We start from the raw sequence: 23,858 nt of genomic DNA on the forward strand, positions 1-23,858 counted from the left end.
TTTCTCACTAAAAACGGGGAGCTGCCTGTGCCCCCCGTCGGTTGTTTCCAGTATTGCTCAGGCTGCCGAAGAACTGCTCTCAGACGAAGAGCTGTCCTCTGCTTCGGAGGAGGCCTCCCCGCTGAGCTCCTCGGCGGTGAGCGGTGCGATCTCACGCACTTCAGTATCGCCGGTGACCATATTGCCGCCCATCAGCTCGCCGAGCATGATCTTGAAGTTATTGGCGGAAATGGTGGCGCCCGCTACATTCTCCATAGCGGGAAGATCCCCGTCTGCCCGGTTGAAGGCCGACACGATCTTGCCCAGATAGACTGCCACACTGTCGCCGGGAGCCTTGTCATTGTCCTTGAGGGACTGGGCAAAGGAGGAATCCGCCGACTTCTTGGTGCCGGACTCATTGAGGGAATCCAGCTCCACGATCACCACATTGCCATGCCATACCTGGGCAATGACATAATCCTTCCAGCCGTTTTCAAACTCGCTCATCTCCGCCTTGTAGACCCCATCCTTGAGGCCGCTGCCATCGCCGAGCACATCCACAGTATCATCGGTGCTGTACCGCAGGTGAGCGTTTTCCAATGCCCGCTCCACCAGCAGACGGAAGCAGTCACTGCTCTCGGTGGCGCCGGTGACGGTTTCAATGCCCTCCACCGTCCTGGCGCTGTTGAAGGAGTCCATCAGGGCCGGTACCGACTCGGAATAGGGCACCTTGGGATTGATCTCGGTATCCTCACTGCGGAGCTTGCCCTCCTCGTCCACGGCATCGAATTCCTCCACTGTGGGCACGCCGCCGGATATCTTCAGCACGATATATTCCTTATAGCCGCTCAGGTCGAAATCCTGGACGGTCACTTTATAGCTGCCATCCGCATAGTAGGGCACCTCCACCTGGGTGGACCCGCTCTCCGAATCCGCCTTTGCCGGGCCATCCAGCACCGCATCCACCAGCGCTGCCAGCCCCAGACCATATTCCGGGCCGCCGGCGGTCAGTGCCATGCTGTCCGGATCGCCGCCGGCTGCGGCAAAGCCCTCCATGGCCTTCTTTGAGAGGTTCGCCGGGGTCGGCTCAAAGGTCAGGTACTCCGAAGCCCCCGCCTTCATGGAGTCTGCCAGCTCAGTATCCGCGCTGCGCAGTGCCCCGGAGGCATTCTTTCCGTCAAATTCGGTGACGCTCACCTTGTCGCTGGCGATCTCCACCACCGCATAGGTGGTATAGCCATCCGCACCGGCTGTATCAAACTGCGCTGTATAAGTGCCGTCCCGGTAGAGCCGGGTTTCAGTCTGGGGCTCTTCCTTCTCCCCGCAGGCCGCCAGCCCGAAAGTCAGCAGCGCCGCACAGCCCAGTGCCGCAGCCCGCCGCAAAAGTGATGTATTCCTCATAAAAAACTCCTGTTCAAGATCATTCTCTCTGCTCTGATTCCGGCGGGAAATCCGCCCGGGAACCTGTCTGCCCTGTTTTGACAGAATCAATTTCTATTATACAACACTCCCGTCCGCTGTGTAAACAGATTTTTCCCCGGTCAGAAAATGCGTCTGTTCCAAAAAAAGTTCGTGATTTTTACAGACTTTTATGCTACCATAGTAGTGTTATGGAGGTGTCTGACTTATGACTGTCAAGGAGAGAATTGCCGCCCTCAGAGATAAGATGAGAGCAAACGGCATTGATGCATATATCGTGTTCGATTCCGATGAACACATGAGCGAATATCTGCCGGAATACTATCGGGAGCGCAGCTGGATCTCCGGATTCACCGGATCGGCGGGCACGGTTGTAGTAACCCAGCAGGAGGCCGGTCTCTGGACCGATGGACGCTATTATCTGCAGGCTGCCAGCCAGCTCAGCGGAAGCGGTGTCACCCTGTTCCGGGCTTCGGACGCCGGTGTGATTTCCCTGACGGACTATCTGTTCAAATCGGTAGCCTCCGGCGGCACCATTGCCCTCAACGGACGGGTGGCTTCCACTGCCATGGTGCTGGAACTGCGGGAAAAGTGCGCTGTGAATGACATCACCCTGCGCACCGATCTGCGTCTGGTGGACCAGCTCTGGACCGAGGACCGTCCGGCACTGCCCTCCGGCATGGCCTTTGCCTATCCCGAGGACTATGCTGGCCTGTCGGTCCGCAAGAAGCTGCAGCTGGTGCGGGAAAAGATGGAAAAACTGCGTCTGGACTACTATGTAGTCGGCGCACTGGACAGCCTCTGCTGGCTTTACAACCTGCGCGGCAGCGATGTGGATACCAGCCCGCTGTTCACCGGCTTTGCCATGATCTGTCAGGACGAGGCAGTCCTGTTCGGCGACCGGGAACGCATTCCCGATTCCCTGGCGGCTTCGCTGGCAGAGGCAGGCGTGCAGATCCTGCCCTGCGATGATATTTACTCGAAGGTTACAGCACTGCCCGGACGGGGCCGGATCGGCTTCTCGGCCCGGACAGTCAATGCTGCCATCTATGATAACCTGGGCGAACGGGTGGACCGTGTCCTGCTGGAGGACGACATTGTCGAGCATCTCAAGATGGTGAAGAACCATGTGGAGCTGCAGCATATCCGCACTGCCCACAAGCATGACGGCGTTGCCATGGTGCGCTTCCTGATGTGGCTGGAAAAGGCCATCAAGACCAGCCGCCTGACCGAGTGGAGCATCTGCGAGAAGCTCTATGAGCTGCGTTCGGCTCAGCCCGAGTTCCGTGGGCTCTCCTTTGCCACCATCGCCGGCTATGGAGCCAACGGTGCCATCGTCCACTATGCGCCCTCTGCTGACCACTGCGCGGAACTGCGGGAAGGCAGCTTCCTGCTGGTTGACAGCGGTGCCCAGTACCTTGGCGGCACCACCGATATTACCCGTACCATTCCGCTGGGTGAGGTTCCGGGCAGCTATCGCCGGGATTACACCCTGGTGCTGCAGGCCTTTATCCGGCTGCACGCCGCCCGGTTCCCGGAGGGCTGCACCGGCAAGAGCCTGGATGTTCTCTCCCGTCAGGTGATGTGGGAGAACTATCTGGACTACAAGCACGGCACCGGTCATGGCGTGGGCTGCTACCTCAACGACCATGAGGGCCCCACCAACTTCGCCAACGCCCGTGTGCCCATGGAAGAGGGCATGGTCATCAGCATCGAGCCGGGAATCTACCGGGCCGGTATGCTGGGTGTCCGCACCGAGAACCTGGTTACCGTTGTCCGGGATAAGCGTTCGGACGAGTTCGGTCAGTTCTTCCGGTTCGAACCCCTCACCCTCTGCCCCATCAACACCCAGGCCATCGAAACCAAGATGCTCTCCCGCAGCGAGGTTGCCTGGCTCAACCAGTACCACAGCTATGTGTTCGAACAGCTCTCGCCCATGCTGGAGCCGGAGGAGCGCAAGTGGCTGGGTGCTGCCACCGCTCCCCTGCACATCTGATTTCCCCAATGCCATTCAAAGCCGTCCGGTTTGCCGGGCGGCTTTTTTGTGCCCGGAATCGCCCTGTTCCTGTATAAATCTGAATGGAATATACAATCAGGATATAATTCTATCCAGTCTGCTCCTGTTTTCTCGCTGCGGGAGCACAGAAAAGGCCCGCACATGGGACAGGCAGGTCAAAGTATGCGATGATATAGATGTAAGAGGTCACACAAATTCCAAACGGGAAACGGCAGGTGTCTGTATGGAGCTTTTGATCTTCGGGGGAATCCCCGTTCTGACAGTGGCAGCGATATTCCTTGTAAAACGGAAACTTCTGTGGGCCGCCCCGGTGATTTCGGCGGCGCTGGCTTTGATCGTTTACACGGTCGCCCTCGGCCCTGTTTCCATGGCGGAGGTATTCCGCAACAGCGAATGGCGGGGCTTCCTGCTGCTGGACATGCTGATCCAGTTCGGAATCACCGCCATGCTCTCGGCTATTGCCGGTTTCACCGCATACATCATCAGGCGAAAACAAACCGGCTCCGGTCTCTCCGACTGACGGCATCTGTTCTGTCCGGGGAGGGGTCAAAATATACCTATCTCCCGTCAAAGTTCACAGGCAAAAGAAAAACCGCCGGAGCGTGCTCCGACGGTTTTTGCTATGAGAGAGGTAAAAGATTATTGCCAGGCCGGCAGTTGCAGAGACCGACCCGGGACAGGGCAAAGATGCCCTTCAGTATATTCCAAACCGTATATTTATATTACAAATATACGATACGGAGGCTTATTCACCATAGAAAGCACGGTGGATGGCAGCCACAGCCTTGTTGGCTTCCTCCTCGGCAATGAGCACCGAGATCTTGATCTCACTGGTGGCGATCATCTGGATGTTGATGTTGGCCTCGCCCAGTGCCTCGAACATCTTGGAAGCTACACCGGCATGGGTTTCCATACCGGCGCCCACAATGGATACCTTTGCCACATTGGGATCGCAGATCACACTCTTGAGGCCCAGGGTATCCTTGCGCTCCTCCAGCAGGCGGACTACCTCATCGGCGTCCTTGGCAGCCACGGTGAAGCTGATGTCCTGGGTACCGTCCCGGCCCACTGACTGAAGAATGATGTCCACGCTGACCTTGTGCTTTGCCAGCAGCGAGAACAGACGGAACGCGATACCCGGCTGGTCGGAAACGCCCATCGCCGAGATCCGTGCGATATTCACATCCTTGGTAACACCCTTGATCAGCAGTTTTTCCACGTCGGTAACCTCCTTGACAATCGTACCCTCGGCACCGGTCATGCTCGAGAGAACTTCCAGATTCACATTGTATTTCTTTGCCATCTCCACCGAGCGGTTGTGCAGCACATTGGCGCCCAGCGAAGCCAGCTCCAGCATTTCATCGTAGGTGATCTCATCGATCTTGATGGCATTGGGCACGATCCGGGGATCGGCAGTATAGACGCCGTCCACATCGGTGTAGATCTGACAGAGATCCGCATTGAGGGCCGCTGCCAGTGCCACAGCACTGGTATCCGAACCGCCCCGGCCCAGGGTGGTGATGTCCTCATACTTGTTGACGCCCTGGAATCCCGCCACAATGACGATATTGCCCTTATCCAGCTCATTGCGGAGCCGTTCGGTGTCGATGCGGCTCACCCGGGCAGCTCCATGGGTGCTGTCGGTATGGATGCCCGCCTGCCAGCCGGACAGGGAAATTGCCGGCATGCCCAGACGCTCCAGCGCCAGAGCCATCAGAGCCATGGAAGCCAGCTCACCGGTTGCCATCAGGGCATCCAGCTCCCGCTTGGACGGGTTGGGATTGACTTCCTGGGCCTGGGCGATGAGATGGTCCGTGGTCTTGCCCTGTGCGGATACAACTACGACCACCTGATTGCCCTGGCGGTAGGTATTGGCGATGATCCCCGCCACATGGGAGACCCGCTGGGCATCTGCCACCGAGCTTCCTCCGAATTTCTGTACAATAAGTGCCATGTTATCTTCCCTCCTCTGCGGTCACGATCCGGGCGCCTTCACCGGCCCGGAGTCCCAGCACCTGCCAGCCGCACAGTCCCTGGGCATCCAGAAATGCCCGGGCAGCCTGACAGATGTCCTTCATACGGTCAGCCGGGACCAGACCCATCAGGGTGGAACCGGCGCCGCTGATATAGGCAGCATACGCCTGCTGTTTGTCAAAGAAATCAAAAACCTGCTCCGCACCGGGGATCAGCTTCAGCCGGTAGGGCTGGTGCAGCCGGTCCTCTGCGGCAATGCGCAGGTTTTCCAGCTTGCCCTGGGCCATGGAGATCGCCATCAGGGCGCTCCGGGACAGGTTGTAGACCCCGTCCGCCCGGACATACTGATCGGGCAGAGCCCGGCGGGCATCGGCGGTTTTCAGTTCAAAATCGGGGATCACCGCCACAAATCCCAGTTCCTCGGGGAGGGGGCACTGGGCCCAGAATACATGCTCTCCCTCCATGGCTGCCGCCACGAAGCCGCCCAGCAGCGCCGGGGTGGAGTTGTCCGGATGGCCTTCCATTGCCGCCGCCAGATCCACCAGCTGAGCCAGTTCACAGGGACGGCCCAGCAGTTCATTGGCGCCCAGCAGTCCTCCGGCTATGCAGGCCGAGGAACTGCCCAGCCCCCGGGCTGTGGGAATGCGGTTCTCCTGACGGATATGCAGTCCCCGGAACGGACGCCCGCAGCGCTCATACAGTGCCTTCGCCGTCTGGTAGATCAGGTTGGTTTCATCGGTGGGGACATCGGTATCGTCCAGGATCTCGATCCAGCAGCCGTCCCACTCCTCCATCCAGATGCAGTTATAATAGTCCAGTGCCGCCCCGAGGCTGTCAAAGCCAGCGCCGAAATTTGCCGTTGTTGCCGGCACCTTCACACAAATCATGCCGTTTGCCTCCTGTCAGCAGTCAAACATACGGATATACGGGGCAGCATCCAGTCCGCTCAGGATCTTTTCCAGCTCGCCTTCGTTCACATTGTACACCAGGGCAGCTGTTTCACCGTCTTTCTCCCAAATGGGCTCGCAGTCCTTGAACAGCTTCTCCACCGCCGCAAAGTCCATGCCCTTGATGCGCACCAGAGCGTGAATGTCATAGTCCCGGCGGTCCGCCAGATGGGCGTCGCCCTCGTCAGTCCAACCAATGATGCCCGCATTCCGGCAGCCGCCCCGGACGATCTCGATCACATCCGAGAGCACAGCCGATGCGGTGGGCAGATCACCGGCGCCCCGTCCGTAGAACATCACATCGCCGACGCCGTTGCCGTGTACCATCACGGCGTTGAATACATCGTTGACCTCTGCCATGCAGTGTTCCTTCCGGAGCAGAGCCGGAGTCACCATGCACAGGATCTTGCCGTCTGCCATGCGCCGGGCCTGACCGATGAGCTTGATATTGCAGCCCACCAGACCGGCTGCCTCCACATCGGCGGCTGTGATCCTGGTAATGCCCTGGGTAAAGACCTTGTTCGGATCGGTATGCTTGCCAAAGAGCAGATCTGCCAGGATGCACGCCTTGCGGCAGGCATCGGTGCCCTCGATGTCGGCGGTGGGATCGGCCTCAGCATAGCCCAGACGCTGGGCCTCCCGGAGAGTCTCCTCAAAACCGGCGCCCTCCTGCACCATCTTGGTGAGGATATAGTTGGTGGTGCCGTTGAGAATGCCCGCTGCCAGGTCCAGGTCATTGGCCCAGAGACACTGGCTGATGGGGTGCAGCACCGGAGTACCGCCCGCTACACTGGCTTCGAACAGGAAGCCCGCATTCTTCTCCCTGGCGATGGCAAGGAGCTCGGCGCCCTTTTCTGCCACCAGCTGCTTGTTGGGGGTCACAACACTGCGGCCCGATTCCAGTGCGGCCTTCACATATTCATAAGCCGGGCCCACGCCGCCGATGGCCTCCACCAGCAGCTTCACTTCGGGATCAGCCAGGATCTCCTCGATGCCCGATGCCCTGAGCTGCTCTGCCGGAGTGCCCTCCAGGGGCTTGGGGTCCAGCACATACTTCACTTCGATCTCCTCGCCGGCCCGGGCAGCGATTTTGTCCCGGTTCATCAGCAGAAGCTCATGGGTGCCGCGTCCTACGACGCCATAACCTGCGATAGCAATTTTCATGGTAAAAACTCCCCTTCCCTATGCGTTGACAGTGCGCACCGACACAACGCCGGCGATCTGGCGCACATGGCTGACCACATCTTCATCGCCCCGTTCCCGGTCGATGCGCAGCGATACCGATACCGGTGCCACGCCGTCCACAGGGATATTCTGGTTGATGGTGATGATGTTTGCCCCGATCTGATACAATCCGGTGATGAGCGAGGAGAGAATACCCGGCTCATCCACCAGTGTCACCGTAAGGGTGAGCACCCGGGTGAGGGAATTGCTCTCGTAGGGATATACCTTATCCTTATACTTATAAAAGGCGCTGCGGGAAATTCCAGCCATTTTAGCCGCGTCGGAATAGCTTTTCGCCTTGCCCTGCGCCATATAGCGCTTGGCCTCCACGACCTTTGTGAAAACCTCCGGCAGTACCGAAAGATCTACCAACAGGAACTTGTTCTGTTCCGCCATTGCGTCCACCTCCAAAAAACTGTTGTGCTTCGTATGAACACAAATATACCATAACAAATGAGAGAATGCAAGACAAAACTTTGAAAAAGCACAAAAAACTGTCATCAGCTGAAAAACAGCCCCTGAAACCGGAAACCCGGGGAAAGGCTCATAACCCGGCGGGGACTGCCGTATACTGAAAGCAGATTATCAGGAGGGAGGAATGCGGATGGAACAGACGACCCATGCCCCGGGACAGCTCCGGCGCATCCTGCCCGGCGTGCTGGTGGCTGCCGGACTGGTCTGGCTGATGACCGGGCTCTTTGCGCCGCTCACCCTGGGGCTGCTCCTCGCTGCCCTGATGGCCCCGATGGCTGAAGCCCTCTCCCGGCACACCGGCTGTCCCCGGCGGCTGGCTGCAGTGGGAACCATGGCGCTGTTCTATCTGCTGCTGGGGCTCACCCTGACCGCCGCTGGCTCCTGGGCCGCCGGACAGGGCGCACAGCTCCTCCGGCAGCTGCCCCAGCTGTGGAATTCCTCCCTGCTTCCGGCTCTGGAACTGCTCCTGCCCCGGCTGGAGGAGTTTTCCGCCCGGTATGCCCCGGTCACAGCGCCGCTGGTGGACTGGGCTGCCGCCGCGCTGGAGCGCTCCCTGCCCGGCCTGCTCTCGGGGCTTTCCAGCCGGGCTGCCAGCCTGACCGCCCGCTGGCTCTCCAGGCTTCCCGCTCTATTGCTGGGCAGTGTATTCACGGTGATCCTCAGCTTCTGCGTAGCTGCTGACTATCCCCGGCTCTGTGCGCTCCTCCGGGACAAAGTGCCGCCCGGGCTGACTGCCCTTCTGGGGGAACTGCGCTATTTCGGCAGCCGGGTGCTGCTGCGGATGCTCCGGGCCTGGGCGATCCTCTCGCTGGTATTGCTGGCAGTGCTGTCCGCCGGGCTGTGGCTGCTGGGGGTGGCACACCCGCTGGCAGCGGCCTTTGCCATCACCCTGCTGGACCTGCTTCCGCTCATCGGCAGCGGTATGATCCTGCTGCCCTGGGGGCTCTGGGAGCTCTGCCGGGGCCGTGCTGCCCTGGGGGTGGGGCTCTGGCTGCTCTTCGGCTCTGCCGAACTGCTCCGGGCCATCCTGGAACCCCGGCTGCTGGGCGCCGGCGCCGGACTGCCTCCGCTGGTACTCACCGCGGCGCTCTTTGCCGGGCTGCGGCTGGGCGGGGCACTGGGGGCTATGCTGCTCCCGGCAGCGGTGCTGTTCCTGTGGGATCTGGGCTGCCAGGGGAAGCTGCCCTGGTTCCAGAAGGAGGGCACAGACAGCTGACTTTCCTTTTTCAGGGCAGCAAAAAAGCGCCCGCCCCACACAGGGCAGACGCCTTTGGTCTTTTTATGCCAGAACTCAGCAGCAGGGCAGGATCTCCAGCCAGTAGCCGTCCGGATCATTGATGAAGTAGAGGTTCTTCTTGGGGTTCTCATAGCAGATGCAGTCCATCTGCTGATGCAGTTCCCGGGCCTCTTCAAAATGTTCGGTGGTAAAGGCAATGTGTGTTTCGTTTTCGCCGAGGTCGTAAGGGTTCAGCCGGTCCTCATGGGCAACCAGCTCGAGCTTTACATCACTCTGTCCGTCGCTCAGGCTCACCAGCGTAGCCTGTCCGTCCTGGGATTTCCGGCGGGATACTTCCCGCAGCCCCAACGCCTCCCGGTAAAATGCGATGCTCCTCTCCAGATCCAGCACCGTGATACTGTTATGCGCGAATTTGAAATCCATATTCTCTCTCCTTTGCGCATATCATAGCATATTGTATAAAATATTTCAGCCTTTTTTGATGAAAAAGCGGTTACAGTCCGGTGACATTCCCTCTCAGCTCATAAAATCTTCCAGCCGGCGGTCCAGTTCAGTCTGGTCTTCCACCGGGATTCCCTCCCGGAGTGCCTGGGCATCTGCCGGCGGCAGCAGACCAAGATAGACATCCAGCACCGAATCCGGTTCCGATTCCCCGGTCCGGTATACTGCCAGCCGTCCTTCCCATTCCCCCAGGATATATTCATGGTCCTGGGATTCCGGCTGCACAGCCGGGGGCTGGGACTGTTCCGGCAGCTGCGGCGGCTGCACCTCTTCCCGGATGGCTGCGGCAGTGGCTGTCACCGCGATCAGAGCCGATACCGCTGCCGATGCTGCACAGCAAAGAATGAGCTTGCGTGTTTCCATGGATCTCTTGCCTCCCTTTCCGGCGGATCTCTCCCCTGTCCATACCGGACAGGCTCTGTCTGCCTTTTTCTGTATTTTGTGCCTGGTTTCGGCGATTATACAGCCGGAAACCGGGAATATTCAAAGTTTTGTAGCATTTTGATGTAATTATGTGCTATAATAGCTTCAGCATGACCCTTTGCCGGATTTCAGTCGGAACCCCCGGTATCCTGAGCCGTAAAGCGGTCTGCTGTTGATTGGATCGACCCGGCAGAACCGGCTGTTTTCCGGCCTTTTTCCGAAGTGTTGTGCCCGGGTCTGTACAGGCAGGAAATCCCTGGTATTTTCATATCCGGGCAGGCCCTGTCTGGTATCCCTGTAAAGGAGTAGATTCTGAACATGGCAAAATCCGCAAGACCAAACCGGCTGGAGCGGCTCCCGAAAGTATGGTACAATCTGGGAATTGCTCTGTGTCTGGGAATTATTGCTGCCTGTGTCATCGGCTGTGCGCTGACTGTGTACATATTCAAGTATATCGCCGATGAACCGGTGGTGGATCTCGACGCGGCCCAGATGAGCTATACCACCATTCTCTATGGTAAGGACGCCAATGGCAACGACATTGAAATGGAACGTCTGCATGGCGATGTAAACCGGATCTGGGTGGATTATGATGACATTTCCGAAGATATGGTCAACGCCGCCATTGCCCTGGAGGACAAGCGCTTCCGGGAACATCAGGGCGTGGACTGGAAACGCACCATTGCCTCGGCTGTCAACCTGGTGATCCCCATCTATGAGGGTACCCCCGGCGGTTCTACCATTACCCAGCAGGTGGTCAAGAATGTCACACACGATGATGATTTCTCCATTATCCGAAAGGTCAAGGAAATCCTTCGTGCCATGAAGCTGGAAAAGCATTATTCCAAGGAACAGATTATGGAGGTTTACCTCAACACCATCGGCCTTGGTAATAATACTGCCGGTGTACAGGCTGCCGCCAACCTCTATTATGGGAAGAACGTCAGCGAACTCAACGTGGCAGAATGTGCCTCGATTGTTTCCATCACCCAGAACCCCACCAAATACAATCCCTTCACCAACTACGACAATCTGGTAGAGCGTACCCAGACCTGTCTGTATCTGATGCATGAACAGGGATACCTCAGCGATGAGGAATATGAAGAGGCCTCCAATTACCAGCTGGTGATCGCGGAGAATACCGGCGGTCAGGTCAACACCTATACCGACTGGAGCTGGTTCACCGAACAGGTAATCAGCGATGTGCTGGAAGATCTGGGGGCTGAGAAGGGCTATACCGAAGAGGAAGCCTATGACCTGCTCTACAACAGCGGTCTGCGTGTTTACACCACCTGTGATGTGGAGATGCAGGACTATCTGGAAAAGGCCTTCAATGTGGATACCAATTCCACCATCTTCCCGGCGGTCATCAATGAGGAATATCCCGAAGGCGCCTTTGTGGTGCTGGGACTGGATGGTCAGATCAAGGCCATTGCCGGTTCCGACCGCACCAAGACCGGTGCCCGTACCTTCAACCGTGCCCGTGACGCGGTGCGTCACCCCGGTTCTACCATCAAGCCTATCGCATCCTATTCGCTGGCTGTGGAAAATGACATCATTCATTTCTCCTCGCTGGTAGAGGATTCCCCCATTACCATCACAGAAAACGGTGTACAGCGTACCTGGCCGGTGAACTTCTATGGTTCCTACCTGGGCAATATCACCGTCAATATCGCGATCCAGCGCTCGACCAACACCATTCCGGTCAAGCTGCAGCAGATCATCACCCCGCAGGTGAGCTTCAACTTCCTGAAGAACAAGCTGGGCATCTCCACCCTGGTGGAGAGCCGTACGGAAAACGGCCGGGTTCTTTCGGACATCAACCTGGCTCCCATGGCACTGGGTGAAATGACCGATGGCGTCACCCCGCTGGCAATGGCCGGAGCCTATCAGATCTTCGGCAACGGCGGTATCTATACCGAGCCCTATTCCTACACCCGTGTGGAGACAGCTGACGGCACTGTGATCCTGGAACACACCCCCATTTCCAACCGGGTAATCTCCAGTGAGAGCGCCACTGTGCTCAACCACCTGCTCCAGGGCGTTACCACCGGCACCTATGGTACCGGTACCACTGCGAAGTTCAGCGCCATGCCGGTAGCCGGTAAGACCGGTACTTCGGATAACGATAACAACCAGTGGTTCATCGGTGTAACCCCCTATTATGTAGGCGTCTGCTGGCTGGGCTACGATATTCCCGAACAGATCCGCTATTACTCCTACGCCCCGCCGATCATCTACAAGAACATCATGGGCCCGATCCATCAGAACCTGGCAGTGGTCCAGTTCCAGGATGACCCGGATGTAGAGGTTCTGGAGTACTGCACCATCACTGGTGACCTGGCTGGCGACGACTGTGAAACCACCGCCACCGGCTGGTACAAACCCTCCAATATCCCGCCTGTCTGCGACGGCGACCACGATGTCAACAAGAAGGACGAGGATGAGGAGGATCAGGATCAGGACGAAGACGAGAAGAGGGACGAAGATGAGGAGGACGATCGCCGCAGCAGCCGCGACGATGAGGACGAAGAATAATCCCGTCTGACTTCCCCCAAACTGAACATGAACCCTTGAAAGAACACCCTGTCTGACGCGGGGTGTTCTTTTTGCCGGAATGGCACGAATAAACAACAGGAGAAGTGATACTATGCTGGATATACTGCTGGATGCCGGGCTGGACAGCGTCAAAATGCTGCCCTTCCTCTACCTGGCCTATCTGCTCATCGAATGGATCGAACGCACCCGGGGCAGCCGGATCGAAGCCCTGCTGGCGGAGGGCAGCCGCTGGGGCGCGGCTGTGGGCGCATTGCTGGGCACCATTCCCCAGTGCGGATTCTCTGCCATGGCAGCCAGCCTTTACGGCAGCGGGGTCATCACGCTGGGAACCCTGATGGCTGTCTTTATTGCCACCAGCGATGAGGCCATTCCCATGCTGCTGGCTGTGCCGGAGCGCTGGCCTGAGCTGGCAATGCTGATCCTTATCAAGCTGTGCATTGCGCTGGCAGTGGGGCTCCTGCTGGATCTGGTGGTGACCCGGCTGCTGCCTGCCCCGCTCCGGGGCGGATTCACCGGCAAGGCCGCCGCCGTGGACTGCCACGAGGAACATGAGGAGGAACAGGGCATCTGGATGGCAGCCCTCACCCATACGCTGCAGATCTTCGTCTATATCTTCCTGTTCAGTGCCGGCATCGGAATCCTCATCGCTCTGGTGGGAGAAGAACAGTTTGCCGGCTTCCTGCAGCAGACCGGCCCCTTCCAGCCGGTGATTGCCTCGCTGGTGGGACTGATCCCCGGCTGCTTCTCCAGCGTGCTGCTCACCGAACTCTATCTCTCGGGGACCCTGCGCTTCAGCTCTGCCCTGGCAGGGCTGTGCAGCGCCACCGGTGTGGGACTGGTCACCCTGCTGCGCACCAGCCGCAGCCTGCGCCAGACCCTGCTGGTACTCCTGCTGCTCTGGGGCATCGGTGCGGCCTCCGGCCTGCTGCTGGGCACCCTGGGGATCTGACCCCCCTCCGTGACTCAGTCACCGACTTTCCCCTTCAAAAAGCCTATACTTGGGACAACTCAAACGGCGGTGCCGCACCGCCCGGAAAACCCTGCTGACCCAGTCTTTTTGAATGGAGGAACCCATTATGAATAAACTGCCGAATCTCCCGATCCAGATTGTGGGCCGGGACAATGTATCGAATCTCTATGACCTGCTGGGCAGCCGTCCGCTGGTTCTGGCACTACACCGGTTCTTCGGCTGCACCCTCTCCCAGTATGAGCTGGGCAATCTGATCCGGGAGTACCGCTCTCTGGAAAACCCCGGCTTTGATCTGGTAGTGGGCGTACAGTCCTATCCCGCCTACATCCACTCGCTCCAGGACCGCTTTGACGGCGTTCCGGTGATCTGCGATGTGGAGGGCGAACTCTACAAGGTTCTGGGCCTGGGCAGCGCCGCCGACCGGGAAGAGTTGGGACGCAATCCCATTGTCGCTGAAACGGTTGCCAAGGCCAAGGAAGCCGGTCTGGTGCATGGAGAGGACTCGGGCAATCCCCTGCAGTACCCCGGGCTGTTTGTCATCGCCCCGGACGGAGAGGTCCGCTATGCCTTCCGTGCAGATGCCCCTGCCGGTCTGCCCTCGCTGGCAGACGCGGTCAGAGAAGCCGGCCTGCGCTGACTGTCTTACACACAACAAAAAAGGGAGAGAAACCATCTGGTTTCTCTCCCTTTTTTGCAATTCACTGGATCGGGGCATAGCTCCCGGTGACCTCCTGCCACTCATAGAGATGTTCCCCGTCCTTGGAAACCGCATAGCTGCCGGTTCCCTTTTTCACCAGCCAGCACTCGGTGTCCTCCACTGTGACGGTCCCTTCGCAGGTAAACTGGCTGTTCTGGAGCATGGCGATGTTTTCATCGGTGGTGCAGAGCTTCTGGCTGTTCGAGATGAGCAGTTCCCGCACCCGTTCCACCGCTTCTTCCTCGGTGATGCCCTCAGCTGCCGGTTCCGCCGCGGACACCTGGCTCTCCGGCTCCGAAGAAGAACTCTCCTCATTGCCGGCAGCACAGCCGCCCAGCAGCAGGCAAAGCCCCAGAAGAAGGCAGAGCATACGCTTCATGGGCTCAGACCTCCTTGGGATAGATCACAAAGAGAATGCCCTTCTCCACCGAGATGGTGGCGATGCGTTCCTCTCCGATGCGGTTGCTGATGCCCAGCGGGAAACGGTTGGTCATCACCGCATTTTCCAGCCCGAACCGGGCGCCCCGGATGGTCACACCCTCGGCCCGGTCACTGTGGCACAGCACTGAGAAGGTGCTCTCCGGCTTGCCCTGAATGGACAGGCTCCCGCCATCCAGCAGCCAGACCCGCTCATGGGAACCGAGGATCTCTGCCGCTGTTCCCGGAGCTTTCTCGGAAATAAAGGCCAGGATCTGCAGGTTGCCCAGCAGATGATCCAGCCGCCCGCCGGTGGCTGCCACCAGCAGGATACTGTCATAGCCGTGTTCCAGCGCATACCGGACGGCAATCACAGTGTCGGTGTCGTCCTTGTCACGGATGTACCGCTGCACCGGAATATCCTCGGGCAGCGCGCCGGTATAGGAGTCAAAATCCCCCAGCAGCAGGTCGGGACGCACCCCCAGACACTGAGCCAGCCGGTAACCGGCATCACAGCAGATCACAAAGTCATCATGGCGCAGGCCGATCTCATGTTTTTCGATTCCATGCTGATCCCCTGCGGTAAAAATCACACAGCGCGGCATCTTCCTCACCCTTTCTGACGATAACCGGGCAGTTCCCAGTCGTTGAGTTTTTTTGCGTCCTCATAGAGGGTGCAGTAGCTTTCAAACCTGCTGCAGGCAATCTCGCCCCGCTGCACCGCTTCCACCACGGCGCAGCCCTTCTCTCCGGTATGGGAACAGTCCCCGAACCGGCACTGATCCACATAGGGCTGGAATTCCCGGAAGCATCCGGCAAGCTCCTCCTTGCGGATCACAGCGAATTTCTCCAGTTCCACCGAGGAAAAGCCCGGTGTATCCGCCAGGAAACCGCCGCCCACCGGATAGAGCTCCACATGGCGGGTGGTGTGCCGGCCCCGGCCCAGCTTTTCACTGACCTCGCCGGTGGCAAGGCTCAGGCCGGGTTCCAGCGCGTTGAGCAGGGAACTCTTGCCGGCGCCGGTATTGCCGCTGAACACCACCAGACGGCCTCCGGTGAGCTGTTCCCGCAGTTCTGCCACGCCCTCCCCGGTAGCCGAGGAGAGTTCCAGGCAGCGGTATCCTGCCTTGCGGTAGTCCGCAAGAAGTTCCGGGTCCCGGCGCAGGTCGCTCTTGGTCACTGCCAGCATGGGCTCAATGCCCTTGTGTTCCGCCACGGCCAGCATCTTATCCAGCACAAAGCGGTTGGGCGCCGGGCTGACAGTGGATACCACCAGTACCAGCAGGTCGATATTTGCCACCGGCGGGCGGATCAGGAAGTTCTTCCGGGGCAGGAGTTCAATCAGATAGCCCTTGCCTTCCCCGGTGAGTTCCGCCCGGGCCAGATCCCCCACATAGGGAGTGACGCCCTCCTTGCGGAACACACCCCGGGCCCGGCACTCCACCAGACCCTCCGGTGTATCGATATAGTAGAACCCGCCCAGGGCCCGGATGATCCTTCCCTGGACTGTGGCTGTTTCTGTTTTCTCTGTCATTTCTGTCATACTCTGCCGCCTCAGTCGATCTGGGTGGAGGTGCCTTCATCGAAGTCCACCTCATAGGTGCGGTAGTGCTCGCCATCCAGCAGGATCTCCACCTCAGCGGTGCCATAGCCGGTCAGGGTGGGCTTCCACACATTGGTGAGGTTGGGCTGCACCTGACGCTCCATCACCACATTGCCATCCTGGACCGCGGTGGCGGTCATAGTGGCAGAGCCGTTCTCCGGCAGGGTGATATAGAGCTGAACGCTGCCGATATCCCGGTCACCCGAGCTGAGGGTCAGGTTGACATAGCTGCCCTCGCTGACCTGGGAGCCAAAGACAGGGTCCTGTCCGATGACGGTATCGGTACTGCTCTCACTGGAGCGATAGGTGATCTCACCCACCTTGAGGCCGGCCTCTTCCAGCTTGGTTCTGGCCTTCTCCAGCGACAGGCCGCCCAGATCCGGGACTTCAGCTGTCTTGGTTTCGGGGCCCTGGCTGATCTGCAGGCTGATGGGGGTGGAGGTGGCTACCTCACTGCCCTCGCCGGGATTGATGCCGCACACCAGACCGGACGGCACCACATTGTTGTAGACCTCCGACCGGGTGATCTGGGTAAAGCCCTCTGCCCGGAGAGCACTTTCCACGGTATCCGGGTCCTTGCCCATCACCACCGGAATGGTGCCCAGTTCGGTGCCCTGGCTCACCTTGACCTCAATGGTCGCGCCGCTCTTGACGGTACGCCCTTCGGACGGGGACTGGTCATAGATCTGTCCCACCGGATATTCGGCATTATAGCCGCTCTCCTTGACGACGATATTGAAGTCCGCATACTCCGCGCTGTCCTTGATGGATTCATAGTCCAGACCCAGCAGGTTCGGCACCTTGATGTCCTCCACCCGTTCGAAGGGGTTATTGAGCAGCAGCATGGTGCCCACAAAGATCATCGAACCGATGACAAAGGCACAGGTTACACCCACCAGTGTGGTGAGCAGACCCCGGCGCTCGCCCCGTTTGGAAGTGGTATTCTTGCGGGCTTCTTCGGTCAGTTCCTCATTTTCCCGTGCCACTCTGCGGCGCTGGGAAGAACTGTTCCGGGAACGGGAAGATCCGTTCCGCTCCGATTTTTTATCCTTTTTCCGGTTGGAAAACACGGCTGCGATCCCTCCTGCTTTGGCCTGCCGGGCCGAATGGCGGCCTTCCTCATGGCTGGCCTGCTGAACTCCGCTGACCTCCTTTTCAATCCGTGCCTCATGGGCGGATTCCGAAGGAGTGCGGTACTTGTATTCAAACGATATGGACGGGTCCTTCTTGAAGGAGTCGATGTCCCGGAGCATTTCCGCTGCCGAGGCATACCGGTCTGCGGCGTCCTTCTGCATGGCCCGCATCACAATGGATTCCAGGCCCGCCGGAATATCCGGGTTCCATTCCCGGGGCGGTTTGGGAACCTCTTCAATGTGCTTGATCGCCACTGCCACTGCCGATTCCGCTTCAAAGGGAAGCCGGCCTGTGAGCATCTCATAGAGCATGACGCCCACCGAATAGAGATCCGCCCGGTTGTCGGTGACATCGCCCTTGGCCTGCTCGGGGCTTATGTAGTGCACCGAGCCGATGGCCTTATCGGTCATGGTGTGCATGCCGCTGCGGGCAAACCGTGCAATGCCGAAGTCGGTCACCTTGATGGAGCCGTCCTTGAGCAGCATGATGTTCTGGGGCTTGATGTCCCGGTGGACAATGCCGTTGTCATGGGCATGCTGCAGAGCCCGCAGGATCTGGATGGTGAAGTAAACAGCTTCCTTCCAGTCCAGCACACCCTTGTGTTCGATATATTCTTTGAGGGTGATGCCGTCGATATACTCCATCACGATGTAATTCACCCGGTCAGAGAAGTTGACATCATACACCCGGACAATATTGGGATGGGAGAGCAGTGCCACTGCCTTGGATTCATTCTTGAAGCGGCGGAGCAGTTCTCCATTCTGCACATATTCGTCCCGGAGAATCTTCACCGCCACAATGCGTCCATTGGATACATCGGTGGCCTTGTAGACATTTGCCATGCCGCCGATGCCCACCAGTTCATCCACCAGGTACCGTCCATCCAGACGCTTGCCGATATACTTATCCATCGATCTTCTCCTTTGCATCGCCGGACAGGATCACGGCGGTGATATTGTCGCCTCCGCCGCCGGCATTGGCAGCGTCTATGAACCCGGAAGCGTCCCCCGATTCCAGTGCTTCCCGCACCAGCCGGGGGAAATCGGTCGGGTCGGCATAGTTGTAAAGGCCATCGCTGCACAGCAGCACTGCGTCCCCTTCGCCCAGTTCTGCCTGGGAAAATTCCACCCGGATCTCGCAGTCCACTCCCACAGCACGGGTGATATAGTGCCGCTGGGGATGGCTGAGCGCCTCCTCTTCGGTGATCTCGCCCCGTTCCATGAGCATCTGCACAACAGTGTGGTCATGGGTGAGCTGGGAGAGCTCCTCCCCATGGATCAGATAGGCCCGGCTGTCTCCGGCATGGGCAATGGTCACAGTATTGCCCTCTGCCACTGCCAGCACCACCGTAGTCCCCATTCCCCGGAGCGCTTCGGTATCCCGGGCAGCCCGGTTCACCACCAGATTGGCATGGGAGATGGCCTGTTCCATAATGGTGCGCAGATCCTTCTGCTCTGCATCGGAACCCAGAGCGGCGGAAAGCTCCCGGCCAATGTCCCGAACAGTCAGTTCACTGGCTACATTGCCTCCATTTTCGCCGCCCATTCCGTCACAGAGCACTGCATAACAGAGCGTATCCGAGATCTGGCAGAAGCTGAAGCTGTCCTGATTGATCTCCCGGCAGAGTCCCCGGTCTGTTTTTCCGAATCCCCTCACGCCTTTGCCTCCTCTCCCTGTTCATACTGCCGCCGCAGCTGTCCGCAGGCGGCATTGATGTCGCTTCCCAGCTCCCGGCGCACTGTGGCATTGACTCCCAGCCGTCCCAGCGTATCCACAAACCGGCGGATATCCTGCTGGGCTGTGCGGTCATACCCCCGTTCCTTGACCGGGTTCACCGGGATCAGGTTCACATGGCAGATCATGCCGTCCAGCAGCTTTGCCAGCTTCTGGGCATCTGCCGGGCTGTCGTTGACCCCCTTGATGAGCGCATACTCAAAGGAGATACGCCGTCCGGTGGTTTTGAAGTAATCCCGGCAGGCCTGCATGAGCTGTTCCACCGGCCAGCGGCGGTTCACCGGCATGGTCTTGTTGCGGGTTTCGTTGTCCGGCGCATGCAGGGAAATGGACAGGGTAATGCCCAGATCCTCCTTGGCAAGATCGTAGATGCGGTCCACCAGTCCGCAGGTGGACAGGGAGATGTGCCGCTGTCCCAGATTGTATCCCTTGGGATCGGTGAGCAGCCGCAGGAACCGGATGACATTGTCATAGTTGTCCAGGGGTTCGCCGATGCCCATAAGTACCAGACTGTCCACCCGCTCGCCGCTCTGACGCACGGTTTCATAGACCTGCTCGAGCATTTCCGAAGGCGTGAGATGCCGTACCAGGCCGCCCAGGGTGGAGGCACAGAAGTTGCAGCCCATGCGGCAGCCCACCTGGGTGGAGATGCACAGACTGTTGCCATGCCTATATTTCATCAGCACCGTTTCGATGCAGTTGCCGTCCGCCAGCCGGTAGAGGTACTTCTGGGTGCCGTCAATGGACGATACCAGCCGGTGCAGTACGGTCAGCTGGGTCAGGGTGCAGCGCTCCGCCAGCTTCTGACGCAGGGCTGCCGAGAGGTTGGTCATCTCCGACCAGTCCCGCACCCGTTTTTCATGCAGCCAGGAAAAGAGCTGCCCGGCCCGGAACCCCGGTTCTCCCCAATCCTTCATCAGGGCAGTCAGTTCCGGCAAAGTCATGGATTTGATGTCGATGCGCAGCTCCTCGCTCACGAGATCCTCCTTACTGCGGAGAAGAAGAATCCGTCACTGCCGTCTGTCTCAGGCAGCAGAGTGCGGAAAAATCCTCCGTCTTTCGTCACTGCATAGGGTTCGAACTCCGGATGCTCCCCCAGGAAGCGCCGGATTACCTCTTCGTTTTCCTTCCGGTTGAGGGTGCAGGTGGAATAGACCAGCACACCTCCGGGCTTTACCAGCCGGGCACAGGCGGTGAGAATGCCATACTGCACTCCGGGCAGCCCTTCAAACTCCGCCACCGGCTTGTACTTGAGCTCCGGTTTGCGGCGGATAATGCCCAGTCCGGAACAGGGCACATCACACAGCACCCGGTCAAAGGTGCCGATGCCCTCATCAGGCGCTGAGGCGTCCATCACCCGGGGATGGACAATAGAGAGCCCCAGCCGTTCCGCACCCGACTGGATCAGACCCACCCGGACAGGATAGAGGTCGCAGGCCACCACTTCGCCCTGGTTTTCCATCTGTTCCGCCAGGGTGAAGGTCTTGCCGCCGGGGGCCGAACAGGCGTCCAGCACCCGCATGCCCGGACGGACATCCAGTGCCTGGCAGCAGAGCTGGCTGGAAAGATCCTGCACATGGAACCGTCCCTCGCCGAATGCGGCATAGGCGGTGACATCGCCGGGCTTTTCCAGCCGCAGGCAGGCCGGGAGGACCGTTTCCTCCACGCCGGTGCCGGCCTGTTCCAGTTCTGACCGGAGCTTTTCCGGGGTGACGCGTGTGGTATTGGCCCGGACAAAGACCGGCGCCGGTTCCAGCGAATCCAGCAGGAACTGCCGGGCTGTCTTCTCGCCGTACTGCTCCATGAGCAGCCGGCAGAGCTCCTCGGGAGCCGAAGCCTCCGCCGAGAGCCGCTCCAGGGGCGAGAGTTTCTCCGCGCCCGGGCAGAGGGGTTTGCCGTCCCGGATAAAGGCCCGCAGTACGCCGTTGACAAAGCCGCTGGCGCTCTGCTTGCCCAGCTTGCGGGTGAGCAGGACGCTCTCATTCACAGCGGCCCGTTCGGGCACACTGTCCAGAAAGAGCAGCTGATAGAGCCCCATCTCAAGGGCACACAATACCTCGGGGTCGAGCTTGTCCACGGGTTTGCGGCAATAGGAGGCCACAATGCGCCGCAGGGTGATCTGCCGTTCCAGTACGCCATAGAACAGCGTGGAGGCAAAGGCCCGGTCCCTGGGGGAATCCAGGGTATCGAACCGGGATTCTGCCACCAGATTGGAGTAGGCAGACTGGCGCATCATCTGTAAAAGAGCGTAAGCGACCACAAGGCGCGCAGATGGTTTTTCCTTCCGCGCACCCCGGGTCGCTTTCGCCTGGGTATTCGATTGTTGCTTTGATTGATTTGCGTTCATGTCAGTCCCTGTCCCGCCGGCCGAACAGCAGGATCAGACGGAGCAGCTGAGCCACAGCTGTGATCAGGGCAGCCACATAGGTCATGGCAGCAGCTCCCAGTACGCTTTTGGCACCGGCGAGTTCGTCCCGATCCAGATAACCGTCCGCAGCCAGAGTTCGGATGGCGCGGTTGCTTGCATTGAATTCCACAGGCAGTGTTACCAGCTGGAACACCACCATCAGCGAAAAGGCCAGAATTCCGATCTGTACCAGCGGCTGTGCCGAGAAGAGCAGACCCGCAATGATCAGCGGAATGGACAGCCGGGAGCCGAGATTGGTGACGGGAATAATGGCATTGCGGAGGGTAAGCGGGGCATAATCCGTTGCATGCTGGATGGCATGGCCCACCTCATGGGCGGCAACACCGATGGCAGCAATGGAAGTGGAAGTATACACCGAATCCGAAAGCCGTACCACATTGGAACGGGGATCGTAATGGTCGGTGAGGCTGCCCGCTACCCGCTGGACCTGTACATCATACAGGCCGTTTTCATCGAGGATATTGCGTGCCACCTGGGCGGCGGTGATGCCGCGGTGGCTGTATACCCGGCTGTACCGGTTAAAAGTGCTGCTGACCCGGGCCTGTGCCAGAAGCGCAATGAGCATAGCCGGAACAATCAGCATAAAATAATAGGGGTCAATGTACCAGAACATATAGAAGATTTCCTCCCAGTAAAATAGTTCCTCCCGCATGGCTGGTCCCGCAGAGGGCGGGGAATTTCCAGTTCCAGGGGAATGGAATCATCATACCGTGCGGATATTAATTGGCTGTTAACGATCTGCCAACAAAAATTTTCTTGCCCCGGAGAAATTCCTCGGCACTCATACGGCGGCTGCCCTCGAGCTGTACTTCGGTAAAACGCAGGGCTCCTTCGCCGCAGGCAATGACAAACCGGTCGGCGTCCAGCACGGTGCCGGGTTCCCCGCTGCCCTGTTCCACCCGGGCGGCAAAGACCTTGAGCTTCTTGTCGCCATAGTGGGTATAGGCCACGGGCCAGGGGTTGAGTCCCCGGATCAGGTTGTGCAGTTCGGCTGCCGGACGGGTGAAGTCCAGCTCTGCCATGGTCTTGTCCAGCATGGGGGCATAGGTGGCCTTCTGTTCGTCCTGCTTCACCGGGGTAATGCGCTTTTCCTCCAGCGCCCGGACGGTCTTTTTCAGACAGTCCGCACCCATGGGAGCCAGCCGGTCAAAGAGTTCCCCGGCGGTTTCCTCCGGGCCGATGGGAGTGCGCTGCACCAGCAGAATATCGCCGGTATCCAGCCCCTCGCCCATATACATGGTGGTGATGCCGGTTTCCGCTTCGCCGTTGATCACCGACCACTGGATCGGGCCGGCGCCCCGGTACTTGGGCAGCAGCGAACCATGTACATTGATGCAGCCATAGGGCGGAATCTCCAGGATCTCCTTGGGGAGGATGCGCCCATAGGCCACCACCGCAATGAGATCGGGAGCCAGTTCCCGCAGCTGGGCCGCTACGGTGCCGTCCCGCATCTTGGTGGGCTGGTAGACCGGCAGGCCGTGTTCCAGCGCCAGTGCCTTGACCGGCGGCGGGGTCAGTACCTGCTTGCGGCCCACCGGCTTATCGGGCTGGGTGTAGACCGCCAGGATCTCATGACCGTCGTCGATGAGCCCCTGCAGCGACGGCACTGCAAAATCCGGGGTTCCCATAAATACGATCTTCATGCTCACAGATCCTCTTCGTCCAGCATCTCGATGGCGATGGTCTTGAATACCTTGCCGTCCAGATGGTCGGTTTCATGGCAGAAGGCACGGGCCAGCAGGTCATGTCCGGTCATGCGGAAGGTCTTGCCATGCCGGTCCTCTGCCTCGATCTCCACCTCGGTGGGACGCTCCACCAGGCCATACTCCCCGGGGAAGGAAAGACAGCCCTCGCTGGTGGTCTCACTGCCGGCGGTGCGCAGGATGCGGGGGTTCACCAGCTCGATGATGCCGTCGCCCACATCAATAACGACCACCCGGCGCAGAATACCCACCTGGGGCGCAGCCAGTCCCACACCATTGGCCTGATACATGGTCTCCGCCATGTCGTCCAGCAGTTCGCCCAGCCGCTCATCAAATTTTTCCACCGGGCGGCAGACTTTATACAGCGCCGGATCGTCATACTTGCGAATTTCTCGAATTGCCATATCGTTAATCCCTT

General features: G+C 59.2%; 23 protein-coding genes. 6 read left to right on the plus strand and 17 right to left on the minus strand.

The genetic code is table 11. The annotated features are described in order from the left end of the window. Positions 1-57: 57 nt before the first annotated feature. Complete coding sequence (locus tag H9X81_RS02480; RefSeq protein ID WP_204719584.1) at positions 58-1,380, minus strand: hypothetical protein; 1,323 nt, start codon at positions 1,378-1,380, stop codon at positions 58-60. A gap of 226 nt (positions 1,381-1,606) precedes the next feature. Between H9X81_RS02480 and H9X81_RS02485 the strand changes: the two genes are divergently transcribed. Beyond that, complete coding sequence (locus tag H9X81_RS02485) at positions 1,607-3,394, plus strand: aminopeptidase P family protein (RefSeq protein ID WP_204719586.1); 1,788 nt, start codon at positions 1,607-1,609, stop codon at positions 3,392-3,394. Between the two features lie 244 nt (positions 3,395-3,638). Next, on the plus strand, positions 3,639-3,935 hold the full coding sequence (locus H9X81_RS02490) for a hypothetical protein (RefSeq protein WP_204719588.1): 297 nt from the start codon (positions 3,639-3,641) through the stop codon (positions 3,933-3,935). 225 nt (positions 3,936-4,160) lie between these two features. Here the strand turns inward: H9X81_RS02490 and H9X81_RS02495 are convergent, their stop codons facing one another. The 4 genes from H9X81_RS02495 to H9X81_RS02510 are packed head-to-tail and all read right to left on the minus strand — an operon-like array spanning position 4,161 to position 7,956. Beyond that, entirely contained in the window at positions 4,161-5,369 is a 1,209-nt protein-coding gene (locus tag H9X81_RS02495) for an aspartate kinase (RefSeq protein WP_177503082.1), read from the minus strand. A 1-nt stretch (position 5,370) separates the two neighbouring features. Then, a complete protein-coding gene (thrB, locus tag H9X81_RS02500; protein ID WP_204719590.1) occupies positions 5,371-6,276 on the minus strand; it encodes a homoserine kinase in 906 nt (301 codons plus the stop codon). A gap of 15 nt (positions 6,277-6,291) precedes the next feature. Then, entirely contained in the window at positions 6,292-7,500 is a 1,209-nt protein-coding gene (locus tag H9X81_RS02505) for a homoserine dehydrogenase (RefSeq protein ID WP_204719592.1), read from the minus strand. Positions 7,501-7,518: 18 nt separating this feature from the next. Next, positions 7,519-7,956, minus strand: coding sequence for an ACT domain-containing protein (locus tag H9X81_RS02510; protein ID WP_177504317.1), 438 nt, complete (start codon positions 7,954-7,956; stop codon positions 7,519-7,521). Positions 7,957-8,164: 208 nt separating this feature from the next. On the opposite strand from H9X81_RS02510, the gene H9X81_RS02515 reads away from it, so the two are divergent. Then, positions 8,165-9,250, plus strand: coding sequence for an AI-2E family transporter (locus H9X81_RS02515; protein ID WP_204719594.1), 1,086 nt, complete (start codon positions 8,165-8,167; stop codon positions 9,248-9,250). Positions 9,251-9,325: 75 nt separating this feature from the next. Here H9X81_RS02515 and H9X81_RS02520 read toward each other — a convergent pair whose 3' ends face one another. Together H9X81_RS02520 and H9X81_RS02525 are read right to left on the minus strand one after the other, a co-directional pair. After that, positions 9,326-9,694 (minus strand): VOC family protein, encoded by a 369-nt coding sequence (locus tag H9X81_RS02520; RefSeq protein WP_177504165.1) that lies wholly within the window; start codon positions 9,692-9,694, stop codon positions 9,326-9,328. 93 nt (positions 9,695-9,787) lie between these two features. Then, positions 9,788-10,135 (minus strand): hypothetical protein, encoded by a 348-nt coding sequence (locus H9X81_RS02525; protein ID WP_204719596.1) that lies wholly within the window; start codon positions 10,133-10,135, stop codon positions 9,788-9,790. Positions 10,136-10,513: 378 nt separating this feature from the next. On the opposite strand from H9X81_RS02525, the gene H9X81_RS02530 reads away from it, so the two are divergent. The 3 genes from H9X81_RS02530 (at position 10,514) to H9X81_RS02540 (ending at position 14,361) form a co-directional block, all read left to right on the plus strand. Then, positions 10,514-12,733, plus strand: coding sequence for a transglycosylase domain-containing protein (locus H9X81_RS02530; protein ID WP_204719598.1), 2,220 nt, complete (start codon positions 10,514-10,516; stop codon positions 12,731-12,733). A 112-nt stretch (positions 12,734-12,845) separates the two neighbouring features. After that, on the plus strand, positions 12,846-13,703 hold the full coding sequence (locus H9X81_RS02535) for a putative manganese transporter (protein ID WP_177504061.1): 858 nt from the start codon (positions 12,846-12,848) through the stop codon (positions 13,701-13,703). A gap of 112 nt (positions 13,704-13,815) precedes the next feature. After that, positions 13,816-14,361, plus strand: coding sequence for an AhpC/TSA family protein (locus H9X81_RS02540; RefSeq protein ID WP_204719600.1), 546 nt, complete (start codon positions 13,816-13,818; stop codon positions 14,359-14,361). Between the two features lie 61 nt (positions 14,362-14,422). On the opposite strand, the gene H9X81_RS02545 is transcribed toward H9X81_RS02540, so the two are convergent. From H9X81_RS02545 to def, 10 genes are all read right to left on the minus strand, one after another. Next, on the minus strand, positions 14,423-14,800 hold the full coding sequence (locus H9X81_RS02545) for a hypothetical protein (protein WP_204719602.1): 378 nt from the start codon (positions 14,798-14,800) through the stop codon (positions 14,423-14,425). A gap of 4 nt (positions 14,801-14,804) precedes the next feature. Then, complete coding sequence (locus H9X81_RS02550; protein ID WP_204719604.1) at positions 14,805-15,431, minus strand: thiamine diphosphokinase; 627 nt, start codon at positions 15,429-15,431, stop codon at positions 14,805-14,807. Between the two features lie 17 nt (positions 15,432-15,448). After that, a complete protein-coding gene (rsgA, locus tag H9X81_RS02555) occupies positions 15,449-16,381 on the minus strand; it encodes a ribosome small subunit-dependent GTPase A (RefSeq protein WP_243423949.1) in 933 nt (310 codons plus the stop codon). An 11-nt stretch (positions 16,382-16,392) separates the two neighbouring features. After that, on the minus strand, positions 16,393-18,486 hold the full coding sequence (gene pknB, locus H9X81_RS02560; protein WP_177504069.1) for a Stk1 family PASTA domain-containing Ser/Thr kinase: 2,094 nt from the start codon (positions 18,484-18,486) through the stop codon (positions 16,393-16,395). Continuing rightward, positions 18,479-19,231, minus strand: coding sequence for a Stp1/IreP family PP2C-type Ser/Thr phosphatase (locus tag H9X81_RS02565; RefSeq protein WP_204719606.1), 753 nt, complete (start codon positions 19,229-19,231; stop codon positions 18,479-18,481). Before H9X81_RS02565 ends, pknB begins: the two co-directional genes overlap by 8 nt. Continuing rightward, a complete protein-coding gene (gene rlmN, locus H9X81_RS02570) occupies positions 19,228-20,286 on the minus strand; it encodes a 23S rRNA (adenine(2503)-C(2))-methyltransferase RlmN (protein ID WP_345941517.1) in 1,059 nt (352 codons plus the stop codon). The genes H9X81_RS02565 and rlmN overlap by 4 nt, the downstream gene beginning before the upstream one ends. Then, positions 20,283-21,569, minus strand: coding sequence for a 16S rRNA (cytosine(967)-C(5))-methyltransferase RsmB (rsmB, locus tag H9X81_RS02575; protein WP_345941518.1), 1,287 nt, complete (start codon positions 21,567-21,569; stop codon positions 20,283-20,285). Before rsmB ends, rlmN begins: the two co-directional genes overlap by 4 nt. 88 nt (positions 21,570-21,657) lie before the next feature. Continuing rightward, positions 21,658-22,350: a zinc metallopeptidase gene (locus H9X81_RS02580; RefSeq protein WP_177502442.1), complete on the minus strand. Its 693-nt coding sequence runs from the start codon at positions 22,348-22,350 to the stop codon at positions 21,658-21,660. A gap of 106 nt (positions 22,351-22,456) precedes the next feature. Next, positions 22,457-23,380, minus strand: a complete 924-nt coding sequence (gene fmt / locus H9X81_RS02585; RefSeq protein ID WP_191393073.1) for a methionyl-tRNA formyltransferase — start codon at positions 23,378-23,380, stop codon at positions 22,457-22,459. Positions 23,381-23,382: 2 nt separating this feature from the next. Continuing rightward, a complete protein-coding gene (gene def, locus H9X81_RS02590) occupies positions 23,383-23,844 on the minus strand; it encodes a peptide deformylase (protein WP_191393072.1) in 462 nt (153 codons plus the stop codon). Positions 23,845-23,858 lie beyond the last annotated feature (14 nt).

The organism is Hydrogenoanaerobacterium saccharovorans (genome assembly GCF_016901815.1).
In the GTDB taxonomy this organism is placed as follows: domain Bacteria; phylum Bacillota; class Clostridia; order Oscillospirales; family Ruminococcaceae; genus Avimicrobium; species Avimicrobium caecorum.